Here is a 21,402-nt window from a genome sequence, read left to right on the forward strand (position 1 = left end):
CTTTCTAAGATAATAAAAAATCATAAATATTTAATCTTCATTAAATTACAAAGTGATTGTTTTCAGTGTTTTATGTGTTTTGAATTCATTGTGAACGATGTGTTTTAAATATAAAAAGAGAACATTACTGATTATCCGTAATGTGACATAATTGTTATCGTCAACCTCTACTTGTTTCAGGTTCTCATCACAATATATTAATTATCAGCTTTATTAGATTCCGAAATAAATTCGGAATGACGTAAATACAATATTTAGGTTACAAAACGGATATACAAAGAACATTACTATACTATAATCTTCAATTTAGATTTGAACCGATTTGATTTAAGGGATGCAATAGTTGAATATAGTGGTGGTTTGTCCTCAAATAATCAAAATATTATTAAGTTTGCTTAGTGAATATAAATTTAGAATATGAGTAAACCGCTTACAGAACAAGAATTACATAATCTAGCCATGAACCATGTTGGAAAGGATTTAGAAGAACGTGGTTTCGAATTTATAGCTATTAATAGTAAACTGAAAAAGCATCCGCAATTTGTTTGCATTGATAAAAACAAGCAGTACTTTTTTGTAATTGTTCGGGCTGTAGTTTTACCTGAAAACCCTAATAATTATGATGTTGTTTGGATGGAATCTTTTAAAAACCATGCAAGAGAACAGGACGCTAAAGTACTTTATGCAGGTGTAGGGATTGGCAGTCTTGAAGGCGAAAAAGAACCAATTTATTTAAACAGAGATTATTTGTTAGAATATAATGGTATTCAGTTTTTGGAAACAAATTTAAATTAAATCATAACACCTATGAAGAACATAGCACTAATTATCATACTTCTGGTGACAGTTTCTTGTAAAAAGGAGATTAAGAACACGAAGTTAGTAGGGAGTGTTTTCGGAACGACTTATGCGGTTACCTATAATTCTGAAGTTAATTATAAACCGCAATTCGATAGCTTATTTGCTGTGATTAATAATTCCATGTCTACCTATCAAGATAATTCTATCATATCTAAATTGAATGAAAATGAATTGGTTGAAGTTGATGATCATTTTATAACGGTTTTTGAAGCTTCTAAAACCATTTATGAAGAAACTGATGGCGCTTTTGACCCAACAATTGGAGCCGTGGTGAATGCTTGGGATTTTGGTCCTAAAGGCGAAATAAAGGAGTTAGATACTCTTAAAATTGATTGGCTTATGCGGTCTGTTGGTTTAAAACAGGTTACGCGACTTGATAAAAAAATTGTAAAGCCGAAGGGGACTTTCTTAGATTTTAATGCTATCGCAAAAGGTTATGGTGTTGATATGATTGGGGAATACCTAGAATCACGTAACGTGAATGATTATCTAGTAGAAATTGGTGGAGAAATTAGAACAAGCGGTATAAATGCTGAAAAAGAACACGGTTGGAAAGTGGGCATTGAGAGTCCGAATTTTGAAGGTGAGCACTCCATTTTAGATGTTGTAGAACTTATGGATGAAGCTATGGCCACATCTGGAACTTATCGTAAATTTAAAATTGATAAAGAAGGTAAGCGCTATGCGCATATTATCGACCCAAAAACGGGCTTTCCAAGTAGAACTAACTTATTAAGTATTTCGGTGATTCATGAAAACTGTATGACAGCTGATGCTTATGCCACAGCTTTTAAGGCTATGGGCTTAGAAAAAGTAAAGAACTTTGCAAAGGATCATCCGGAACTTAAAGTATACTTGATTTTTGAAAACGATAATCAAGAATTAGAAACTTTAGCGCTTAATGGTTTTCCTAAAAATTAATTTTAACAGAATCTCAGATCGCAGTCGATATCCAATTTTATTAAAATCTAAATTTGATGCAAATAAAAAGGCTGTCTAAACCTTATTGAATTTTGACAGCCTTACTAAAATAACTTAGCGTTTACAACACACTATTATTGTTTCTTTTTCTTTTTTCCTTTACTCCAGTTTGTTTTTAACTCATCTATAGTAACTTCACCACTAGAATCACTATCCAGTTTAGTAAATTGTTTTTCTAATTTTTCTGTAGGCACTTCTTTTTTTCTCTTAGCAGATTTGAATTCTTCAAGAGAAATCGTGCTGTTTTTGTCGGCATCAAAACGCTTCATCATTTTTTCAAAGTCTGGTTCCTTTTTTTCTTGAGCTTGCGCTGAAAAGGAAATAGTAAATAAAGCTAAGGCTGCAATTCCGAATTTTAAAGTTTTTAAAGTCATCTTATTTTGTTTTAATTGTTTTGTTGAATAATTCTGAGTGTTTAGACTCCAATTTTCAAACAAAGTTTAATTCAGAATTAAATATTTTTTAAACCCTCATAAACCACGATACTCACTGCGTTGGCAAGGTTTAAACTGCGCACATGTTCGCTATAAAGTGGAATCTTATAAAGTTTATCAGCATGTTGGTTTACGATTTCTGGAGCTAAGCCTACAGATTCCTTTCCGAAGATTAAAAACAGATCATCTTCAAAGGGAATGTCCCAATGATTTTTTTCACCTTTACTAGAAAGAAAGGCCATCTTTTTCTCCTTATTAATTCTGAAAAATTCCTCTACACTTTCATAGTAAGTAACCGAAAGGTGTTTCCAATAATCTAAACCAGCTCGTTTTAATCGGGTATCATCAATTTCAAACCCAAAAGGTTTAACCAAATGTAAATGTGAGCCTGAACCCAAAGCTAACCGTCCTATATTCCCTGTGTTATTAGGTATTTCAGGTTCTATTAAAACAATATTTAAAGGCATCAGGTTTTTTTTGTTTTTACACGATTAGCAACAGGCTTCATTATAATTCTTAGAGTACTGTCATTATTAAAATAACTAATCATCCAATTCATAAAGATAAGTAGTTTGTTTTTAATACTTAAAATGAGCATGAGATGTATAAACATCCAAGTAAACCAGGCCATTTTTCCTTGGAAACTGAATTTAGGCATGTCAACGACAGCCTTTCGTTTTCCAATGGTAGCCATCGAACCTTTTTCAGTATACTTGAATGGTTTAAGAGTTTTCTTCTCAGTTTTTCTTTTGAAGTTTTTTGCTAAAAGAGCCGCCTGTTGAAGAGCGACACTAGCCACCTGAGGATGCCCATGCGGGTAGTCCTTAGTTTCCATATAAGCAATATCACCTAAGGCATAAACTTGATTTAGACCTTTAACCTCGTTAACTTCATCTACAATAAGGCGGTTGCCTCGAGCTATGGTTTCTTCTTTAAAGCCATCAACTTTATTACCAATAACTCCAGCAGCCCAAATAACATTTTTAGAATTTATTTGTTCGCCTGAGTTTAGAGTAACCACTTCACTATCGTAGTCTTTTACGAAGGTATTGGTTTTTACCACTACGCCTAAATCTTCTAAATATTTTTGAGACATCTTTTGAGACCCTTTACTCATCGGACTCAAAGTGTTTGGTGAACCTTCTAAAAGATATATTTGTAACTTAGAAAAGTCTTTGTCTGGGTAATCTTTAGGGAGAATATGTTGTTTCATTTCAGCTAAAGCCCCAGCTAATTCTACACCGGTTGGACCTCCACCAACAATAACGAAGTTTAATAAAGCTTGAAGCTCATCTTGGTCGGTAGTGTTTAGTGCGTTTTCAAAGGTTTGTAAAATACGATTCCTAAGCTGAATAGCCTCCGGAATGGTTTTCATCGGGTAAGCGTAATCTTTGAGATTCTGATTGCCAAAATAATTGGTAGTACACCCAATAGACATCACCAAGTGATCGTAATCAAAATCCCCAATGGTTGTGGTGATGTTTTTCTGATCGAAGTTGATACCCTTAACTTCAGCGATACGTATTTTTACGTTTTTTGCCTTTTGAAATACTTTCCTTAACGGAAAAGAGATACTCGCAGGCTCCAATCTCGCCGAAGCGACCTGATACATTAAAGGTTGAAACTGGTGGTAGTTTTGTTTGTCAATTAAATAAATCTGATAATAGGGGTTGTTCATTAAGTCTTGGGCTAATCTTAAGCCTGCAAAACCAGCTCCAACAATTATGATTTTTTCCATGTTTGGTAGTTGTTTAGGTTGAAATATCTATTCTAAATTTGAAGGTATAATATCTTTAATAAATTAATGTTATTAAAGATATCTTAGTCATCATCTGTTTCATAGACATTGTTATCTAAGTCTATTTTTTCCTGGGCTCTTTTTTCAAAAATGTTATTTGATTTTGTGCCAAGTGCTCTTTGAGTAGGGGTTAAGCTTCCATTTAAGTTAATCATTCTATGCTCTATTTCGGGAATCATATTTTGAGTACTTAATCTTTGAATAGCTTCTTTATAAATTTCAATAAATATGGGGTTTTTTTCCTCTTTTAATCTTGATTCAAGATCAGGAAGCGCTTTTTTACAGTTAAGATCAGCTAATGCCATAATAGCAAAAATGATCCCCTTTCCATCTTCTTCTGATTTGAGATACGATAATGCACTTTCACTGTCATTGGTTAACAGCCACTTAGCATAAAGCGTTTGATGGACGAAAACATTGTTTTTATAATGTTCTCCTGTAATATTAATGGCGTTTTCTAATACTTGGATGTCGATTTGTTTATTGTAGTATAATAATAGTAAAGCGATGAAACCTGAAGCTTGATTTAATTCATAACTTTTCTCATCGGAAGAACAGAAAGTATAAATGTCGAATATTAAGTTTGAAAATTCTTCTCGATCTTCCGCGTTTAGGCAAGAAATGGCTTGAGAAATAACTAATAAAATAGTGCCACTTGGGTCACCACTTAAATAATCCCATTCTTTATTTTCTCTGGCGTATTTTTTCGCAAAATTAAAAGCTTGATTAAAGAATAAAGTCACTTCCTCTTTTCGGGAAGGATTGTAATAGGCTTTAATTAAATCAAATAACACTTGTCCGTCTTCATAGCGATATCCAAACTCATTCAGATAGTCATCACCTTTTAAAAAGTCTTCAGCATTTTTTAATACGATATCAAAAGATTCTTTATCGTCCAATTCGATTAGAATATCATACCTTTTATAGCTGTCGTTCAAGGCAATATGCTGAATTTCTTTTTTTAAGTTAGCATGATGTGATTTTTTATATTCATTTATGGCAAGCTTAAAATAAATATCACTCTGTTCTATTTTGAACTGGTTAAATTCACTATAATTTTCGGTGTAATCGCTGTATTTATATTGGTATATTTTATCGAAAATTGAAGTAAAGCTGAAGTCTTTAGAATTTGAAAAAGAAGATAACTCTTCTCTTATTTTGTGTTTATAACTATTTGAATCTGTCATTTTTATTATTTACAAATATCATAATTAGGGTGATTTATTAAATCTTAAGCCATTAAAACCAACTCCTAAAATTATTATTTTCCTTTTTGAAACCGCTTTATATTTATATAACTACTCTAAAATAGAATCTGTAAATTCTTTAATGGTATTAATCCCATGATTAGAAACATGTTTTACAAAAGCACTACCAATAATAGCACCTTTGGCGTATTGTGTGGCTTGTATGAAGGTTTCGTTATTGCTAATACCAAAACCTATAACTTGTGGGTTTTTAAGGTTCATATCAGCAATGCGTTTAAAATATTGGGTTTGTTCATCGCCAAAACCAGATTGTGAACCCGTAGTACTCGCACTACTCACCATGTATATAAAACCGTTTGAAATAGAATCGATATAACGAATACGCTCATCATTAGTTTGTGGAGTAATTAAGAAGATATTTCTCAGTCCGTATTGCTCAAAGATGGCTTGATATTGCTCATGATACACATCTACAGGTAAATCAGGAATGATTAAGCCGTCAATGCCTATTTCCTGACATTTTTTACAGAAGGCTTCTACACCATATTGAAACATCGGGTTAAAATAGCCCATGATGATTAATGGAATGTTTACCGTTTTACGGATGTCTTTTAACTGATTGAAAAGCACTTCGGTAGTCATACCATTTTTTAAAGCCTGTGTTGAGCTGGCCTGAATGGTTGGGCCATCGGCTAATGGGTCGCTAAAAGGTAAACCTATTTCAATAATATCAACACCGTTTTTTTCTAAATCTTGTATGATAGAAACCGTATCGTTAATATTAGGGTAGCCTGCTGTGAAATATATAGACAGTAGCTTTTTGTCTTCGCTTAGTTTTTTATTTATTCTGTTCATTGTAAATGAATAGTTTTTTCATTCCCTCGAAGGAGGGAATCTTTTAATAATTATTTTAAATATATTCTGAAAGATCTTTCCAATCAGGATTCAATCCATTAATTAAATTTATTTTCCATTCTCGGTTCCATTTTTTTAATTGGTGTTCTCTTTTTATAGCGTTATTTATATATTTCGTTGTTTCAAAATAGACTAATTTATCTACATTATATCTTCCCGTAAAGGTTTTTATACTGTTGTTTTTATGTTGAATTAATCTTGTTTTTAATTGTTTTGTACGACCTATATATAGAACGGTATGGTTTTTATTGGTTAATATGTACACATAATAAAGATCCATAAAAAATGGGTGAGATTTCCGCCTTCGCGGAAATTAGAAAATTTTAGATTTTGAAATACTCAATATAATTCTGTAAATCTTTATCACCACGACCTGATAAACTCACGACAACCACATCGTCTGGTTTAAAGGTCTTTTCTTCAAAAATAGCTAGGGCATGTGAGCTTTCTATAGCTGGAATGATGCCTTCTAATTTACATAAGTCTAAACCTGCTTTCATAGCTTGGTCATCGGTCATGGCCATGAATTCGGCACGTCCTGATTTACATAAATGGGCATGCATTGGACCAACACCTGGGTAATCTAATCCAGCTGAAATAGAATACGGCTCGGTAATTTGTCCGTCGTTAGTTTGCATCAACAAAGTTTTACAACCGTGAATGATGCCTTCTTTTCCTAAAATAGAAGTTGCCGCGCTTTCGCCTGAATCCACACCGTGTCCAGCAGCTTCTACAGCGATAATATTCACATCTTCTTCGTGTAAATAATGGTAATAAGTTCCAGCAGCATTACTTCCGCCACCAATACAAGCCACAACGTAATCTGGATTTTCACGACCTTCTTGCTCTTTTAATTGCCATTTGATTTCTTCGGAAATCACCGCCTGAAATCGGGTCACCATATCAGGGTAGGGGTGCGGACCAATAGCTGAACCAATAATGTAATGCGTATCTACAGGATTGTTAATCCAATCGCGAATCGCCTCATTTGTAGCATCTTTAAGTGTACGGCTACCAGATTTTGCTGGAACTACACTGGCGCCTAACATTTTCATTCTAGCCACGTTTGGTGCTTGTCTAGCAATATCAATTTCTCCCATGTATACAATACATTCAAGCCCCATTAGTGCACAAACTGTAGCTGTGGCCACACCGTGTTGCCCAGCACCTGTTTCAGCAATAATACGAGCCTTGCCTAAACGTTTAGCCATTAAAATCTGACCAATAGTATTGTTTATTTTGTGAGCCCCTGTGTGATTTAAATCCTCACGCTTTAAATATATTTTGGTGTTGTATTTTTCTGAAAGACGCTTTGCAAAATAAAGCGGGGAGGGGCGACCAACATAATCTTTTAAAAGCTTGTCGAATTCTGCTTTAAAATCAGGTTCGGCCATCACTTTTAAGTAGTTTTGGCGTAACTCTTCTACGTTTGGGTATAACATTTCTGGAATGTATGCACCACCAAATTCGCCGTAGTATCCTTTGTCGTTTACGTTATAATTCATGAACTTTTATTTTCGTTGTTCGTAAAAACGTTTTGTTTAAATTCTTTTAGTAATTCTATATTTTTTAATCCGGGTTTCACCTCGAATTTACTATTGACATCCAGAGCATAGCAGTATTTTGAAGCGCTGCTGTTCTGAAATTTTTTAATATCTGAAATTTGATCTACTCCAATGCCCCCACTTAAAAAGAAGGGTTTTTCGGAAGGATAATCGTTTAAAACATTCCAGTCGAAAGTATAACCGTTGCCTCCAGGTAATTTGCCTTTGGTATCAAATAGAAAGTAATCGCAAACGGCTTCATAAGGTTTTAAAACTTCAAAATTGAAGCTGTCTTTTATAGAAAATACTTTAATGATTTCGATATTAAAAGGCATGTCATTTTCTTCTGAAATGAATTGTGTATGTTTTAAAGCATCACAATATTCAGGTGATTCTATACCGTGTAGTTGCACGGCTTGTAAAGATAAACTGTTTACTTTTTCAATAACAAAATTGATATCGGCATCAACAAAAACACCAACTTTTTTTATTGAAGACGGCAATTCAGGAATGCTGTTGGTTCCAAAATCACGTTCAGAATCTTCAAAAAATATAAATCCGAGATAATCCGGTTGCAAAGCTGCAAGGGCTTCTATATTATCTTCGAATTTCATACCACATACTTTGAGGTGAAGCCCCTCCCTAACCCTCCCCGAAGGGGAGGGAATGGATTGCGAAGTGTTTTTGTCCTTATTCATTACTATACTATTATCGTTTGAGTAAGCGTTCTCCTCCGATGGAGGAGGCTTACAGTAAGTTTTTTATAAATGTTGTAGCACTAGCTCCAGGGTTATCGGTTTTCATGAAGTTTTCTCCAATTAAAAAACCTTGATATCCGTAAGGTTGAAGTTCTTTAATGGCTTCAATATTGCTGATGCCACTTTCTGAAACTTTTACAAAATCATCAGGAATTAAAGTGCTTAAGGTTTTACTGGTATCTAGACTAACATCAAAAGTTTTTAAATTTCGATTATTTACACCTAACATGTCTAAACTTGGCATGATGGATTTATGTAGTTCTTCTTCATTATGAACTTCTAGGAGTACATCTAAATTTAAACTTTTAGCAAATTCTGAATATTTTTTGATTTCATCGCGTGATAGAATCGCAGCAATTAAAAGAATAACATCAGCACCATAAGCTTTAGCTTCTAGCAGTTGATATTCGTCAATAATGAATTCTTTTCGTAATAAAGGTAAATTGCAACTGGCTCTAGCGGTTAATAAATCGTCTAAAGACCCACCAAAATACTTACCATCAGTTAAGACAGATATACCGCAAACACCCGCTTCTTCGTAGCCTTTAGCGACATCTTGAACGTTTAATGTGTTATTTATAACAGACTTTGAAGGTGAACGACGCTTGTGTTCAGCGATTATGCCTGATTGGCTTTGTCTTAGGTTGTTTGCTAATGAAACTGTTGGTCTTTCAAATAAAACCGATTGTTCTAATTGAGATACAGGAATTAAACTTTTACGAAGTGCCACTTCGTTACGTTTATCTAAGGTTATTTTATCTAGTATATTCATTTTAATTCGTTTGTGGTTTTTAGTTGTTGGTTTTTAGAGCGCAAACTTGCTAACTGAAAACTGAGACTGAAAACTTTTTACTTGCTTAACACAATCAGCTTCTCCAAACTAGCCTTTGCTTTTCCTGAAAACAATGATTCTTTAGCCATTTCAAAACCTTCTTGATGCGAAATTTGATTGGTTGTCGCAATGGCTAAACCGGCATTGGCACAAACCACGTTATGTTGGGCTTCGGTACCTTCGCCATTTATCACTTTTACGAATATTTTAGCCGATTCTTCTACCGTACTACCTCCGAAAATAGCTTCTTGTTTTATGCTTGATAAACCTAAATGCTCTGGTGTAAACAAGGTTTCGGCATTATTTGAAATGATTTTTGCTTTACCTGTTAGCGATATTTCATCGTAACCATCTAAAGCATGAATGATGCTATAGTTTTTATCGGTTTGTTGATAAAGATAGCCGTATAAACGTTGTAGTTCTAAGTTGAAAACACCAACCATTTGGTTTTTAGGAAAGGCAGGATTTACCATTGGGCCTAACATATTAAAAAATGTTTTCACGCCTAACTCTTTACGAATCGGGCCAACTTCTTTCATAGCCGGGTGAAATAAAGGCGCGTGTAATACGCAGATTCCTGTTTGGTCTATCGAGCGTTTTAAAAAATCAATATCGTTTGAGAATTTAATACCTAAATATTCCATAACATTTGATGAACCACAAGAGGAAGATACGCCATAATTTCCATGTTTGGTAACATTTACACCCGCTCCAGCTGTAATGAACGAAGCTAGAGTTGATATATTAAACGTGTCTTTGCCATCACCACCAGTTCCGCAAAGGTCGATGGGATTAAATTCGTTTAAATCTACAGCGATACATAAATCTAGAAGTGCATTTCTAAACCCGCTTAACTCCTCTAAAGTTATGCTGCGCATCATATAAACGGAAAGAAAACAAACAATCTGACTTTGGTTGTACGTACCGTTTGATATGTTCACCAAAACTTGTTTCGCTTCTTCGCTAGACAATGTTTCGTGGTTTAATAATCTGTTTAAAATGTCTTTCATTACTTTAATTTTTACTTAGTTTTTGGTTCCTAGCGATGGCTTTTTTATTTTAACCATTAACCATTAACCATTAACCATTAACCATTAACCATTAACCCAGTTTTTCAAAATTTGCTTTCCGTCAGGTGTTAAAACCGATTCGGGATGGTATTGAACGCCTCTAACATCGTAAACTTTATGTCTTAACGACATTATTTGTCCGTTTGAATCATAAGATGTTGCTTCGAGGCAATCTGGTAAATTAGCGTTAACCACCCATGAATGGTAACGTCCAACATTAAAGTTTTTTGTTAAGCCATTAAAAAGAACTTCGTCATCTACACATGTTTCTACAGGAGTTGCAACCCCATGATAAACATCGTCTAAATTTTCTAGAGTACCTCCAAAAACTTCACCTATGGCTTGTTGCCCTAAACACACGCCGAAAATACTTTTTGTTGGGGCGTATTTTTCGATAATGGCTTTTAATAATCCAGCTTCATCTGGAATTCCAGGGCCTGGAGATAACACAATTTTATCGAAAGGTTCAACGTCTTCTAAAGTTAATTTATCGTTTCTTACCACGGTAACATCACAATCTAAATCTTCTAAATAATGAACCAGATTGTAAGTGAAACTGTCGTAATTATCTATAACTAATATTTTTTTCATCGCTTTATTCCTAGGTCAATAGGAATCTATTTTAAGTTATACTTTATCTCTTTTTTCAACTAACTAAATATCTTCAGCTAGAGTGATGGCTTTAGTTAAAGCGCCTAGTTTATTAAATACCTCTTGTAATTCACTTTCAGCATCCGATTTTGAAACCATTCCGGCGCCAGCTTGCCAATTTAATTTGTAGTTTTTACTTAAAAAAGTACGTATCATGATGGCATGATTAAAGTTGCCATCAAAATCCATAAAACCAATCGCGCCACCATAGTAGCCACGACTTGTTTTTTCGTATTTTTCAATAAGCTGCATCGCCATGTGTTTTGGAGCACCGCTTAATGTTCCAGCAGGAAACGTATCGGCAACAACCTGCATCGTTGAAGTGGTCTCATGTTTTTTTCCAATAACCTTACTTACTAAGTGAATTACGTGAGAAAAGAATTGAACCTCACGATAAGTAACCACTTTCACATTGCTTCCGTGGCGGCTTAAATCGTTTCGTGCTAAATCTACAAGCATCACGTGTTCTGCATTTTCTTTGTCGTCTGCTTTTAAAGCTTCAGCAAGTTTTTCATCTTGTTCGTCGTTTCCGGTACGCTTAAAAGTTCCGGCGATCGGATGAATTTCAGCTAAACCATCATCCACAACAAGCTGCGCTTCTGGCGAACTACCAAAAATTCTAAAATCACCATAATCAAAATAAAATAAGTATGGCGACGGATTGATGCTTCGCAAGGCACGATACACATTAAAGTCATCACCAGTAAATTCTTGAGAAAAACGTCTCGATAATACAAGCTGAAAGATGTCGCCACGACCTGCATGCTTTTTGGCTACGGCAACTTGTTCTCTAAATTCATCATCGGTTAAATTCGATTGAATAGGACCTTTTGAACTGAAATCGTATTCAGCAAAATTCTGAGTATTTATCAGTTTATCAATCGCATCAATATTGTTTTCTTGATCTTCGTAACAATGTGCGAAAATATAAGCTTCATTTTTATAATGATTGATGGCAATAATGTTCTTGTAAACGGCATAATATATATCTGGAACCGTCACAGAATCATCTTTTTTGCTTATTTGAATATCTTCAAAGTAACGTACAGCATCATAAGCTGTATAACCGAAAATACCATTGTTTATAAACTTGAAGTCTTCATCTGAATTCGTATCAAAACGCTTGGTGAATTTGTATATTTCATCAACAACATTCACATCATCTGTAATGTCTATCGCTGTTGAACTTCCGTCAGGATAGGTTTCATAAATCACCTCGTTTTCAACTTTTATTGTTGCAATAGGATTGAAACAGATGTACGAGAAGTTTTTATGACTTCTATGGTAGTCACCACTCTCTAACAGTATACTATTCGGGTGTTTATCACGAATTTTGTAGTATACCGTAACAGGTGTTATGGTGTCGGTTAATATTCTTTTGTTATGGGTGTATAGGCTAAATTTTTTCATATATAACATAAAAAAGGCTTGTCGTGAATGACAAGCCTTTTGATATTTTAATTTTTAAATATACTAGGATTTTACTTCACGAAGTTTAGTTTCGAAAGCACCACCACCAAGAATTATTTAAAATAGTTTTCATTTTGTAAATTTTATCTGGCCAAATATAAAAATGATAAGCGATTGCGCAAAACTTTAGATCACTTTTTTAATTAAAAGTTTGTTAAACTAAAAGATATTCAATGAAGTATTATTTAGTTTTATGCTTATGAAATTAAAAGTGTTATTTGTTGCTGTTTTGATAATGGCAAGTTGTGCAAAAAATAAAAAGCAAGAAAGCGGTACTGAAACTACTAAAGAAGTTGAAACAACTAAAGAAAAAGAGACGCCACTTGAAGTCTATGATTTTAATGGTTTTGAAAAATTTCTAAATCAGAAAGATGATAAGATTCATGTCGTAAATTTTTGGGCAACTTGGTGTGCGCCGTGTGTCAAGGAATTGCCGTATTTTGAACAATTAAATGATACTTATAAAGATGAAAATGTTGAAGTGCTTTTAGTGAGTTTAGATTTTCCGCATATGTACGATAGCAAATTGAAACCTTTTATTAAGGATAGAAAATTAAAATCGAAAGTAGTGGCTTTGGATGATCCTGATATGAACACGTGGATTCCTAAAGTTAACGAAGCTTGGTCAGGCTCCATTCCGGCAACTGTAATTTATAATAAAAACAAAAGTGTGTTTTTTGAGCAGTCCTTTACTTTCGACGAATTGGAAAAAGAGGTCAAACAATTTTTAAACTAAAACGATCACAAAATGAAAAAAGCAATTAAAATAATATCAGGAGGCTTGTTAGTGCTTTTGATTAGTGCATTTACAGTAAATAATACAATTAATAAGGGCTATAAAATTGGAGATGTTGCAGAGGATTTTTCCTTAAAAAACATTGACGGTAAAATGGTATCTATGGCCGATTATAAAGACGCCAAGGGGTTCATAATAACTTTTACCTGTAATACTTGTCCATATGCGGTTATGTATGAAGATAGAATTATAGAATTGAACAAGAAATATGCCCCTAAAGGTTATCCAGTTATAGCTATTATGCCTAATAATGTTGAGGTGAAGCCAGGTGATGCTTTACCAGAAATGAAAAAAAGGGCAGGGGAGAAAGGTTTTAATTTTCCGTATTTAATTGATGAATCTCAAAATGTATTTCCGAAATTCGGAGCCACAAAAACACCGCATATGTTTGTTTTAGAGAAAACAAGTAAAGGGAATGTGGTTAAGTATATTGGTGCCATTGATGATAATTATAAGGATGCTGCTGCGGTAAATACAAAATATGTTGAAGCCGCTGTAGATGCCTTACTAAAAGGCAAAGAAGTTCCTGAATCTGAAACTAAAGCGATAGGTTGCTCTATCAAAGTATAACTTATAAATAATGGTAAGTAAAAGTCCGAAGCAGTAATTCTTCGGATTTTTTTTCGTCTATACTATTAGAAATCTTAATTTTGTAGAACACATATATAATTAAACATGGAAGATTTAACACAAGAAGAATGGGTAGAACAATTAGCGAATGATGAAAACGCTGTTGTTTTGGATGTAAGAACCGATGCTGAAGTTGCTGAAGGGATTATCGAGAATGCAATTCATATAGATATTTACAAAGGACAAGAGTTTGTAAACGAAATTGAGGAATTAGATAAGTCTAAAAACTACTATGTGTACTGCCGTTCTGGAAACCGTTCGGGTAAAGCCTGCCAAATTATGGAGCAACTAGGTTTTGAAAATGCATATAACTTAGAAGGTGGAATGTTAGAATGGACCGGTGATGTTGTTGAAAAGTAATAGGTTGTATGAAGTATTGTATACATTGTTTATTTATATTTTTTGCTTTTGCAAGTTGTAACCAATCTGCATCTGATGATTATATGGATATGAGCGTAAAACAATTTAAAACGGATGTAAGTCATGACTTTGTTCAACTTATAGATGTTCGAACGCCTGAAGAATTTAAAGAAGGCCACTTAGAGAACGCTATTAACGTTGATTTCAAATCCAGTGATTTTACAGATAATATTGAAAAATTAAATTCCGATAAGCCTGTATATATTTATTGTCGCTCAGGAAACCGTAGTAAAAAAAGTGTTTCCTATTTTAAAAAAGTTGGTTTTACTACAATCTATAATTTAAAGGGCGGTATCCTTGCTTGGAAGGCAAAAGATCTTCCTGTAGTTAAATAAGTTTACTAATTCGGAAAACAGTTTTTTGTTACCTATTTACTGATTTTCAACGACTAAACGTTAGTATAAAACGAATAATTAAACGTTTATCTAAAATTTAAGCCATTCATCTTTTTTATTTTAATTCAAGGGGCTCTTTTTTATACCTTTAATTACAAGTTTGCTAAAATATTGATGATTCAATAATTTTAAGGCAAAAAAAAGAACATAATTAATAGCGTTTAAAATGGAATACGGTTTTGTAGTACTAGGAATTGTTGCTTTATTATTTATAAGCATGTATGGATATTCATATTTATCTGTTGCTCAAGAGAGAGCAAAGTTAATGAAAGAAAGACAAGTGCGTAAAGATAAAGAAGAAGAGAGGCGTCAAAGTCGGCTTAGACATCAGGCAATCATAGATGAGAAAGTAAATAAGGTGGCAGCAAGAAGAGAAGAAATTCAGCGTGAGTTGAAATTATTAAAAGATATGAAAACAGCACAAAAAGTGAGTTAAAATTATTTGTGTTTCAATCTAAAAAAAGCCCATGTAACTAAGTTATATGGGCTTTTTTTAATTCAAAAACTCATCCTGAGTATTAATTCTGATACATTGTTCAGAACCAAGGTAGGCTGGGTCGCCATATTCCTCAGACCAAAAGCCTTCTAAAACATTCTTAGAAAGACATTTGTAAACAACGACACCATAAAATGTCTCGTGATTTTCTCCCTTGTACTGAAAATTTATTACCAGAATATTGTCTTTAAAAAAGCCTTGACCTAATTGTGTTTGGATATTATTAATGTACCATTCCGCTTTAATTCTATTGTGATGATCAAGACTTAAATTTAAAGAACCTTTATAGGTGTTTTTTTCGCTGTCTTGATTGCTGCCTACAATAGAATAATTACCAACTAAATCTTGAATTGTCATGTTTTGTGTTATGAATTTCACTCTAAAAAAATGGAGTTTGGCGTAATTATAAAGAATTTAATCCAATATATTTCGAAAAGCTTTTGTAGAATTAAAAAAAATAATTTGATATCTTTTATAAAGTTCTAACGGCAAGAACCATTGTCTATTTACGTGGTAACGATTTAGCTCTCAAAAAGAGGCTTTATAAGCGTCGACAATTCAAACTATAAAACTAATAGGGAGCAACTGTTAATCTAAATACGTTCAGTGCTTTATATGAAAAAAATCTCAGATTAATTTTTAACCTGAGATTTTAAAACTTACACAGTTTATGAGATACTGCCTTTAGGAGCAATTTCGTTTATATGTAAAAGATATATGCGTACACAAAAAGAAAATCGCCTAAAAATTACTTTTTAGGCGACCTCCTTTAAAAACTTGTAATTTATATGTCTAATTAATGACCACCGGCCGTAAACGAAGCCATCACTTCATCTAAATTAAATGAAGCTGGTTTTTGTCTTGGAGGAAAATCTTTAAACGTAGATATCATCTTCCCTGCAACAGTTTGGGAAGGTACTACTATCCATTGTACTTGCTCTTCCATCCATTGATAGTAAACATTTGAATTATGCTGTGCACGTTCAAAGGGATCCATACGTAAATCAAAAATTAAAGGAATTCTCAACTTAACAAAAGGATACATCCAAACACCAAATTTAGAAGATTGCTGCTCCATAAAAACTAACTTCCAACGTTGGTAACGCATAGCTACTAATTGACCATCATCACTCCAGTAATAAAATTCTTTTCTTGGAAAGGTAGTATCACCATACTTATCTTTTCCAGCTTCTTTTTCACCTGTTAAATAAGGTAATATATTATACCCATCTAAATGCACTTTAAAAGTACGTTTAGCACCTTTATAACCTGTTAATAATTTCTCTTTAATATTAGGTTCTCCAGCAGCAGCCATTAAAGTTGGCAACCAGTCATTACCAGCAACGATTTCGTTCATAACTGTTCCTGCAGGAATTTTATTTGGCCATTTTACAATACAAGGTACACGGTATCCACCTTCCCAGTTTGTGTTTTTCTCACCTCTAAACGGTGTAATACCACCATCTGGCCACATATTAAAGTGTGGTCCATTATCTGTTGTATACACTATTATGGTATTATCCTCGATACCTTTTGCTTTCAAGTGTTCTAACAGTTGACCAACCTGATTATCATGCTGTCTCATACCGTCTGCATACGTACCTAAACCTGTTTTTCCTTGCTCTTCCTCTGGAACATGGGTTACATAATGCATACGTGTTGTATTAAACCATAAGAAGAATGGCTTATCAGCATCAACCTGCTTATCAACAAACTTTGTTGCAGCTGCCATAAATTCGGCATCTACAGTTTCCATACGTTTTTTGGTTAAAGGGCCTGTATCTTCAATTTTACCATCTGCCGTACTATGAATAACGCCACGAGGTCCAAATTTTTTACGAAATTCTGGGTTTTGAGGGTATTCGGCTAATTCTGGTGTTTCTTCTGCATTTAAGTGATATAAATTACCAAAAAATTCATCGAAACCATGATTAGTTGGTAAAAATTCATCACGATCACCAAGGTGATTTTTACCAAATTGTCCTGTTGCATAACCAAGTGGCTTTAAAAGCTCTGCCAATGTTGGATCTTCGGGTTGTATCCCTAAAGTAGCACCAGCTGCTCCTACTTTAGTCATTCCCGTACGTATCGGCATTTGTCCTGTAATAAAAGCTGCCCTACCAGCAGTACAGGATTGCTCTGCGTAGTAGTCTGTAAAAATAGTTCCTTCGGAAGCTAATTTATCAAGGTTAGGAGTTTTATACCCCATCATACCTTGGTTATTGTAACTTAGGTTCCAATAGCCGATATCGTCGCCCATGATAACAACAATATTGGGTTTCTTCTGTGCAAAAGCAACAACAGAAATAAAGCACAGTAATAACGTGCCAAGGAGTTGTGTTTTCTTCATAAATACTTGATGTTAAGATTAATTAATGTATTTAAAGGTATGTTTTTTTTTTAACTTTTAATAATTAATGTTTTGCTATTGTTAGGCAAAAAAAAAGACCACCCTTTCGGGCAGTCTTTTTTATTTTACTCTTTTGTTTCAGAAAAATTAATTTCTAGAAGGTGTTTTTAAAGTTTCTAAAACTTGATCCACACTTAAAGAACTACCTTTTCTTGAAGGGAATTCTTTGAACGTACCTAAAAATTTACCAACATAGTTTTGTGCTGGTACCATCATCCACATTTGATCCGCATAATTTCTAATATATAGTGCGGCATCCATAGAAACTTCAAAAGGGTCATTTCTTAAGTTTAAGATTATTGGCCAAGATGGTGATTTTCTATAAGCTTCATTAATAGATCCTTCCATGATAGAGAAGTGTAATTTCCAGTCTTGATATCTTAATGCGTTTAAGTGTCCAGCAGCATCAAAATAGAAAATTTCTTTTCTTGCTCCTTCGCCTTTTTTAGTTTTACCGGTTAATAAGTCTAATTGGTTATAACCATCTAAATGTGCTTTAAAAGTTTTTCCAGAGTAGCTTTTACCTTTTAGTAATTCCTCTTTTACGTTAGGGTTACCGGCTGCAGCTAAAAGCGTAGGCATCCAATCTTCATGAGAGAAGATATCATTAATAACAGTTCCTGCTTCAATATGACCTGGCCATCTTACCATGGCAGGTACTCTAAATCCACCTTCCCAAGTTGTTCCTTTTTCACCTCTAAATGGAATGGTTCCACCATCAGGGAAAGTAAATTTCTCAGCACCGTTATCTGTAGAAAAGATAATAATTGTGTTTTCTGTAATACCTAGCTCATCTAATTTATCTAATACACGACCTACACCATCATCTAATTCCATCATGGCATCAGCATATAAACCATAACCAGATTTATGTAAATATTTGTCAGATAAGTGTGTCCAAACGTGTGTTCTTGTAGAGTTTATCCATGTAAAGAAAGGTTTGTCGTCTTTAGCGTTTTTATCAATAAAACTTAAGGCAGCATCAATAAATTCTGAATCTGCAGTTTCCATACGTTTTGTTGTTAATGGTCCCGTATCTTCGACTTTACCATCTGCAGTTGATTTTAACACACCTCTTGGTCCATATTTTTTGTGGAACTCAGGGTCTTTTGGATAAAATTCAGTTTCAGGCTCTTCTTCAGCATTTAAGTGATAAAGGTTTCCGAAGAATTCATCGAAACCATGGTTTGTTGGTAAATGCTCATCGCGATCACCAAGGTGGTTTTTACCAAATTGTCCACTAGTGTAACCTAATGGTTTTAATAATTCGGCTATAGTAGGATCGGCTGCATTAATACCATGCTCTGATCCAGGCATACCAATAGTTAATAATCCTGTTCTAAACGGATGTTGTCCTAAAATAAAAGACGCACGACCAGCAGTACAAGATTGTTGCGCGTAGTGATCGGTAAATATAGCACCCTCTTTAGCGATTCGATCAATATTAGGTGTTGTTCCACCCATCATACCATTGTGGTAGGCGCTAATGTTCCACATTCCAACATCGTCTCCCCAAAAGACTACAATGTTGGGTTTATCTTGTGCAAACGCGAGGGAGGTCGCCATGCAAAAAAATAACAGATTAAAAAAATGATTTTTTTTCATAAAGGTTTGATTTTAAGATTAATTAAAGTTGTAATTGTATTTATACGTTATAAATATACAAAATTATATAAGTAATTTCTTCGAGTTTATTTTAAAATAATCAACGATAACGTTTTTTATTTGTTTAAGAATAGTTTCCTAATTTAGGTATTAGGGTTAAATTCAATTAAGTCTAGAAACATGAATTATAAAAATACTAATCATGAATTTAAACAAAAAAAACAGGCTGTCCAAATACCATAGACAACCTGTTTTTAATTATACTATTATATGAATATTTAATTTTGGCCTCCGGTAGGCTGTTCCATCATTTTCATAGCTGTTTCAATAGATTTTTTCATACTTAGCGATTCTCCGCCTTGACTAGGAGGGTACTCTGCTAAAGATTTTAAATGCGCTTGCAGAAAAGGAACAGCGGCTGTTGGTGCCCATAATTTTTGAGCAACAAATTTCTTTCCAGCATAACCCCACTCTTCAGAATCTGGCGTCATTTTTTCCATAGGATCCATTAATAAATTGATTATATATGGCACACTTGGATACGATTTTTCATCGAACCAACTGCCATTATGCTTAACACCAATATGCATTTTCCAAGCATCAATACGTACAGCCATTAGGTCTGATTCGTCGTAATAGAATATTTCTCTTCGGGCAGATTTATCTGTTTTTCCTGTCCATAACGGCAGGTTGTTATAACCATCTAAGTGTTTTTTAGCAGAAATATTACCCACTTTTTTACCATTTAAAAAGTCTTCTTTTAAGTTTGGTAATCCTGCAGCTGCAGCTAAAGTTACGTATAAATCCTCATGACTCTGTATACCATTAGAAGATGTTCCTGCAGGTATGTGTCCTGGCCACTTAACAATCATTGGTACTCTAAGGCCACCTTCCCAAGTGGTTCCTTTCTCACCTCTAAAAGGTGCGTAACCACCATCAGGCCAGTACATCAATTCGTTTCCGTTATCTGTACTATAAACGACAATAGTATTATCTTCAATACCTAAATCTTTTAGTTTTTGGAGAATTTTACCTATTAATTCGTCGTGTTCTATCATTTTTGCACGAACGACATCTTCTTCTGCGCGACCTTCATCTACAGCAGCTTGGATATATTTATTAGTACTGTGAGACCAGATATGTGTTGCAGTTGTGTTGTACCACATAAAAAATGGTTTGTCATCTTTACCTACACGATCTAAATAATCTAAAGCAACATCGGTTACCTCAGAATCCATAGTTTCCATACGTTTACGTGTAAGTGGTCCTGTATCTTCAATACGTTGCTTACCAACTCGACCAAATTTAGGGTCTTCTGTAGAATCATCCTTATCTGTAGCCCAAGCATGTAAAACACCTCTTGGCCCAAATTTCTCTTTATACGCTGGATTTTTTTGTCCAGGGTAATCTAATTCTTCAGGCTCTTCTTCAGCATTTAGATGATAAAGGTTACCAAACCATTCATCAAACCCATGCATAGTTGGTAAAAATTCGTTACGATCTCCTAAATGGTTTTTACCAAATTGGGCTGTATTATAGCCTTGTGTTTTTAAAACTTCGGCTAAAGTTGGGTCTTCTTTTTGAATACCTTGTTTAGATCCTGGTATTCCAATAGTCGTCATTCCAGTTCGTATTGGCATTTGCCCCATGATAAATGCTGCACGACCTGCAGTACAACTTGGTTGTCCATAATGGTCTGTAAATAACATACCGTCTTTCGCTAATTTATCGATATTAGGAGTTCTCCCCATCATTCCATGGGTATACGCTCCGACATTCCAGTATCCAATGTCGTCTCCCCAAATCACTAAGATATTGGGTTTGTCTTGTGCAAAAACAAATGTAGTTGCCATGCAAAAGAATAAAAGATTAAAAAATTGATTTTTTTTCATAAAGGGTTGATTTTTAGATTAATTAAGAGTAAATAGTTTAATATAAGATATTAAATATACAAAATAATTTGAGCTATAGGATTATTATTTTAGGTTTAATTATGGGTAGTGTTAATTGTTTTAAATCCATAGGATTATATAATAATGTTTTTGTTTCTTAAGATTCTACTTTTTTTTAAACGTTAATAACTACTCATAATAACCTTTTTAAAAGCTATATTAAAGTTCTATTTTGC

Annotated in this window: 23 protein-coding genes; 7 read left to right on the top strand and 16 right to left on the bottom strand. The window is 34.0% G+C overall.

The annotated features are described in order from the left end of the window. Positions 1-417: 417 nt before the first annotated feature. Positions 418-795, top strand: a complete 378-nt coding sequence (locus Q4566_RS00380; RefSeq protein WP_303417136.1) for a Na(+)-translocating NADH-quinone reductase subunit F — start codon at positions 418-420, stop codon at positions 793-795. 12 nt (positions 796-807) lie between these two features. Continuing rightward, positions 808-1,782 carry an FAD:protein FMN transferase gene (locus tag Q4566_RS00385; RefSeq protein ID WP_303417138.1) on the top strand — a complete coding sequence of 325 codons (975 nt, stop codon included), beginning with the start codon at positions 808-810 and terminating at the stop codon, positions 1,780-1,782. 134 nt (positions 1,783-1,916) lie between these two features. Here Q4566_RS00385 and Q4566_RS00390 read toward each other — a convergent pair whose 3' ends face one another. The 12 genes from Q4566_RS00390 to Q4566_RS00445 all read right to left on the bottom strand — a co-directional run bounded on the left by Q4566_RS00390 (position 1,917) and on the right by Q4566_RS00445 (position 12,462). After that, a complete protein-coding gene (locus Q4566_RS00390) occupies positions 1,917-2,216 on the bottom strand; it encodes a hypothetical protein (protein ID WP_303417140.1) in 300 nt (99 codons plus the stop codon). 77 nt (positions 2,217-2,293) lie between these two features. Then, positions 2,294-2,743: a tRNA (cytidine(34)-2'-O)-methyltransferase gene (locus tag Q4566_RS00395; RefSeq protein ID WP_303417142.1), complete on the bottom strand. Its 450-nt coding sequence runs from the start codon at positions 2,741-2,743 to the stop codon at positions 2,294-2,296. Then, on the bottom strand, positions 2,743-4,014 hold the full coding sequence (locus tag Q4566_RS00400) for an NAD(P)/FAD-dependent oxidoreductase (protein ID WP_303417144.1): 1,272 nt from the start codon (positions 4,012-4,014) through the stop codon (positions 2,743-2,745). The genes Q4566_RS00395 and Q4566_RS00400 overlap by 1 nt, the downstream gene beginning before the upstream one ends. Positions 4,015-4,097: 83 nt before the next feature. Beyond that, a complete protein-coding gene (locus tag Q4566_RS00405) occupies positions 4,098-5,261 on the bottom strand; it encodes a hypothetical protein (RefSeq protein ID WP_303417146.1) in 1,164 nt (387 codons plus the stop codon). A gap of 111 nt (positions 5,262-5,372) precedes the next feature. After that, a complete protein-coding gene (gene trpA, locus Q4566_RS00410) occupies positions 5,373-6,137 on the bottom strand; it encodes a tryptophan synthase subunit alpha (RefSeq protein WP_303417148.1) in 765 nt (254 codons plus the stop codon). Positions 6,138-6,192: 55 nt separating this feature from the next. Beyond that, on the bottom strand, positions 6,193-6,477 hold the full coding sequence (locus Q4566_RS00415) for a GIY-YIG nuclease family protein (protein WP_303417150.1): 285 nt from the start codon (positions 6,475-6,477) through the stop codon (positions 6,193-6,195). A 43-nt stretch (positions 6,478-6,520) separates the two neighbouring features. Beyond that, positions 6,521-7,702: a tryptophan synthase subunit beta gene (gene trpB / locus Q4566_RS00420; RefSeq protein WP_303417152.1), complete on the bottom strand. Its 1,182-nt coding sequence runs from the start codon at positions 7,700-7,702 to the stop codon at positions 6,521-6,523. Continuing rightward, positions 7,699-8,355: a phosphoribosylanthranilate isomerase gene (locus tag Q4566_RS00425; protein ID WP_303418109.1), complete on the bottom strand. Its 657-nt coding sequence runs from the start codon at positions 8,353-8,355 to the stop codon at positions 7,699-7,701. The genes trpB and Q4566_RS00425 overlap by 4 nt, the downstream gene beginning before the upstream one ends. Positions 8,356-8,488: 133 nt before the next feature. Next, entirely contained in the window at positions 8,489-9,271 is a 783-nt protein-coding gene (gene trpC, locus Q4566_RS00430; RefSeq protein WP_303417154.1) for an indole-3-glycerol phosphate synthase TrpC, read from the bottom strand. Positions 9,272-9,348: 77 nt separating this feature from the next. Then, positions 9,349-10,341 carry an anthranilate phosphoribosyltransferase gene (gene trpD, locus Q4566_RS00435; protein ID WP_303417156.1) on the bottom strand — a complete coding sequence of 331 codons (993 nt, stop codon included), beginning with the start codon at positions 10,339-10,341 and terminating at the stop codon, positions 9,349-9,351. Positions 10,342-10,425: 84 nt separating this feature from the next. Beyond that, entirely contained in the window at positions 10,426-10,992 is a 567-nt protein-coding gene (locus tag Q4566_RS00440; RefSeq protein ID WP_303417158.1) for an aminodeoxychorismate/anthranilate synthase component II, read from the bottom strand. A 63-nt stretch (positions 10,993-11,055) separates the two neighbouring features. After that, positions 11,056-12,462: an anthranilate synthase component I family protein gene (locus Q4566_RS00445; RefSeq protein ID WP_303417160.1), complete on the bottom strand. Its 1,407-nt coding sequence runs from the start codon at positions 12,460-12,462 to the stop codon at positions 11,056-11,058. A 259-nt stretch (positions 12,463-12,721) separates the two neighbouring features. Here Q4566_RS00445 and Q4566_RS00450 point away from each other — a divergent pair, with 259 nt between their 5' ends. From Q4566_RS00450 to Q4566_RS00470, 5 genes are all read left to right on the top strand, one after another. Further along, the gene (locus tag Q4566_RS00450; protein ID WP_303417162.1) at positions 12,722-13,258 is read left to right on the top strand and encodes a TlpA disulfide reductase family protein; all 537 of its coding nucleotides are present in this window, start codon (positions 12,722-12,724) and stop codon (positions 13,256-13,258) included. Between the two features lie 12 nt (positions 13,259-13,270). Then, on the top strand, positions 13,271-13,888 hold the full coding sequence (locus Q4566_RS00455; RefSeq protein ID WP_303417164.1) for a thioredoxin family protein: 618 nt from the start codon (positions 13,271-13,273) through the stop codon (positions 13,886-13,888). Positions 13,889-13,993: 105 nt separating this feature from the next. After that, positions 13,994-14,308, top strand: a complete 315-nt coding sequence (locus tag Q4566_RS00460; RefSeq protein ID WP_303417166.1) for a rhodanese-like domain-containing protein — start codon at positions 13,994-13,996, stop codon at positions 14,306-14,308. 8 nt (positions 14,309-14,316) lie between these two features. After that, on the top strand, positions 14,317-14,703 hold the full coding sequence (locus Q4566_RS00465; RefSeq protein ID WP_303417168.1) for a rhodanese-like domain-containing protein: 387 nt from the start codon (positions 14,317-14,319) through the stop codon (positions 14,701-14,703). 226 nt (positions 14,704-14,929) lie between these two features. Then, positions 14,930-15,199, top strand: a complete 270-nt coding sequence (locus tag Q4566_RS00470; protein ID WP_303417170.1) for a hypothetical protein — start codon at positions 14,930-14,932, stop codon at positions 15,197-15,199. Between the two features lie 57 nt (positions 15,200-15,256). Here Q4566_RS00470 and Q4566_RS00475 read toward each other — a convergent pair whose 3' ends face one another. The 4 genes from Q4566_RS00475 to Q4566_RS00490 all read right to left on the bottom strand — a co-directional run bounded on the left by Q4566_RS00475 (position 15,257) and on the right by Q4566_RS00490 (position 21,166). Next, positions 15,257-15,616 (bottom strand): hypothetical protein, encoded by a 360-nt coding sequence (locus tag Q4566_RS00475; protein ID WP_303417172.1) that lies wholly within the window; start codon positions 15,614-15,616, stop codon positions 15,257-15,259. Positions 15,617-16,055: 439 nt separating this feature from the next. Then, positions 16,056-17,609 (bottom strand): arylsulfatase, encoded by a 1,554-nt coding sequence (locus tag Q4566_RS00480; protein ID WP_303417174.1) that lies wholly within the window; start codon positions 17,607-17,609, stop codon positions 16,056-16,058. 147 nt (positions 17,610-17,756) lie between these two features. Then, complete coding sequence (locus tag Q4566_RS00485; RefSeq protein ID WP_303417175.1) at positions 17,757-19,235, bottom strand: arylsulfatase; 1,479 nt, start codon at positions 19,233-19,235, stop codon at positions 17,757-17,759. A gap of 317 nt (positions 19,236-19,552) precedes the next feature. Then, positions 19,553-21,166, bottom strand: a complete 1,614-nt coding sequence (locus Q4566_RS00490) for an arylsulfatase (RefSeq protein ID WP_303417176.1) — start codon at positions 21,164-21,166, stop codon at positions 19,553-19,555. Positions 21,167-21,402 lie beyond the last annotated feature (236 nt).

It is taken from the genome of Tamlana sp. 2_MG-2023, from assembly GCF_030548465.1.
In the GTDB taxonomy this organism is placed as follows: domain Bacteria; phylum Bacteroidota; class Bacteroidia; order Flavobacteriales; family Flavobacteriaceae; genus Pseudotamlana.

Coding starts and splice junctions, on each gene's coding strand:
- Q4566_RS00390 (WP_303417140.1), bottom strand. CDS start 2,216: ATGACTTTAAAAACTTTAAAATTCGGAATTGCAGCCTTAGCTTTATTT.
- Q4566_RS00455 (WP_303417164.1), top strand. CDS start 13,271: ATGAAAAAAGCAATTAAAATAATATCAGGAGGCTTGTTAGTGCTTTTG.
- Q4566_RS00470 (WP_303417170.1), top strand. CDS start 14,930: ATGGAATACGGTTTTGTAGTACTAGGAATTGTTGCTTTATTATTTATA.
- Q4566_RS00385 (WP_303417138.1), top strand. CDS start 808: ATGAAGAACATAGCACTAATTATCATACTTCTGGTGACAGTTTCTTGT.
- Q4566_RS00450 (WP_303417162.1), top strand. CDS start 12,722: ATGAAATTAAAAGTGTTATTTGTTGCTGTTTTGATAATGGCAAGTTGT.
- Q4566_RS00395 (WP_303417142.1), bottom strand. CDS start 2,743: ATGCCTTTAAATATTGTTTTAATAGAACCTGAAATACCTAATAACACA.
- Q4566_RS00445 (WP_303417160.1), bottom strand. CDS start 12,462: ATGAAAAAATTTAGCCTATACACCCATAACAAAAGAATATTAACCGAC.
- trpC (WP_303417154.1), bottom strand. CDS start 9,271: ATGAATATACTAGATAAAATAACCTTAGATAAACGTAACGAAGTGGCA.
- Q4566_RS00415 (WP_303417150.1), bottom strand. CDS start 6,477: ATGGATCTTTATTATGTGTACATATTAACCAATAAAAACCATACCGTT.
- trpA (WP_303417148.1), bottom strand. CDS start 6,137: ATGAACAGAATAAATAAAAAACTAAGCGAAGACAAAAAGCTACTGTCT.
- Q4566_RS00475 (WP_303417172.1), bottom strand. CDS start 15,616: ATGACAATTCAAGATTTAGTTGGTAATTATTCTATTGTAGGCAGCAAT.
- Q4566_RS00405 (WP_303417146.1), bottom strand. CDS start 5,261: ATGACAGATTCAAATAGTTATAAACACAAAATAAGAGAAGAGTTATCT.
- Q4566_RS00400 (WP_303417144.1), bottom strand. CDS start 4,014: ATGGAAAAAATCATAATTGTTGGAGCTGGTTTTGCAGGCTTAAGATTA.
- trpD (WP_303417156.1), bottom strand. CDS start 10,341: ATGAAAGACATTTTAAACAGATTATTAAACCACGAAACATTGTCTAGC.
- Q4566_RS00480 (WP_303417174.1), bottom strand. CDS start 17,609: ATGAAGAAAACACAACTCCTTGGCACGTTATTACTGTGCTTTATTTCT.
- trpB (WP_303417152.1), bottom strand. CDS start 7,702: ATGAATTATAACGTAAACGACAAAGGATACTACGGCGAATTTGGTGGT.
- Q4566_RS00460 (WP_303417166.1), top strand. CDS start 13,994: ATGGAAGATTTAACACAAGAAGAATGGGTAGAACAATTAGCGAATGAT.
- Q4566_RS00425 (WP_303418109.1), bottom strand. CDS start 8,355: ATGAAATTCGAAGATAATATAGAAGCCCTTGCAGCTTTGCAACCGGAT.
- Q4566_RS00440 (WP_303417158.1), bottom strand. CDS start 10,992: ATGAAAAAAATATTAGTTATAGATAATTACGACAGTTTCACTTACAAT.
- Q4566_RS00490 (WP_303417176.1), bottom strand. CDS start 21,166: ATGAAAAAAAATCAATTTTTTAATCTTTTATTCTTTTGCATGGCAACT.
- Q4566_RS00380 (WP_303417136.1), top strand. CDS start 418: ATGAGTAAACCGCTTACAGAACAAGAATTACATAATCTAGCCATGAAC.
- Q4566_RS00485 (WP_303417175.1), bottom strand. CDS start 19,235: ATGGCGACCTCCCTCGCGTTTGCACAAGATAAACCCAACATTGTAGTC.
- Q4566_RS00465 (WP_303417168.1), top strand. CDS start 14,317: ATGAAGTATTGTATACATTGTTTATTTATATTTTTTGCTTTTGCAAGT.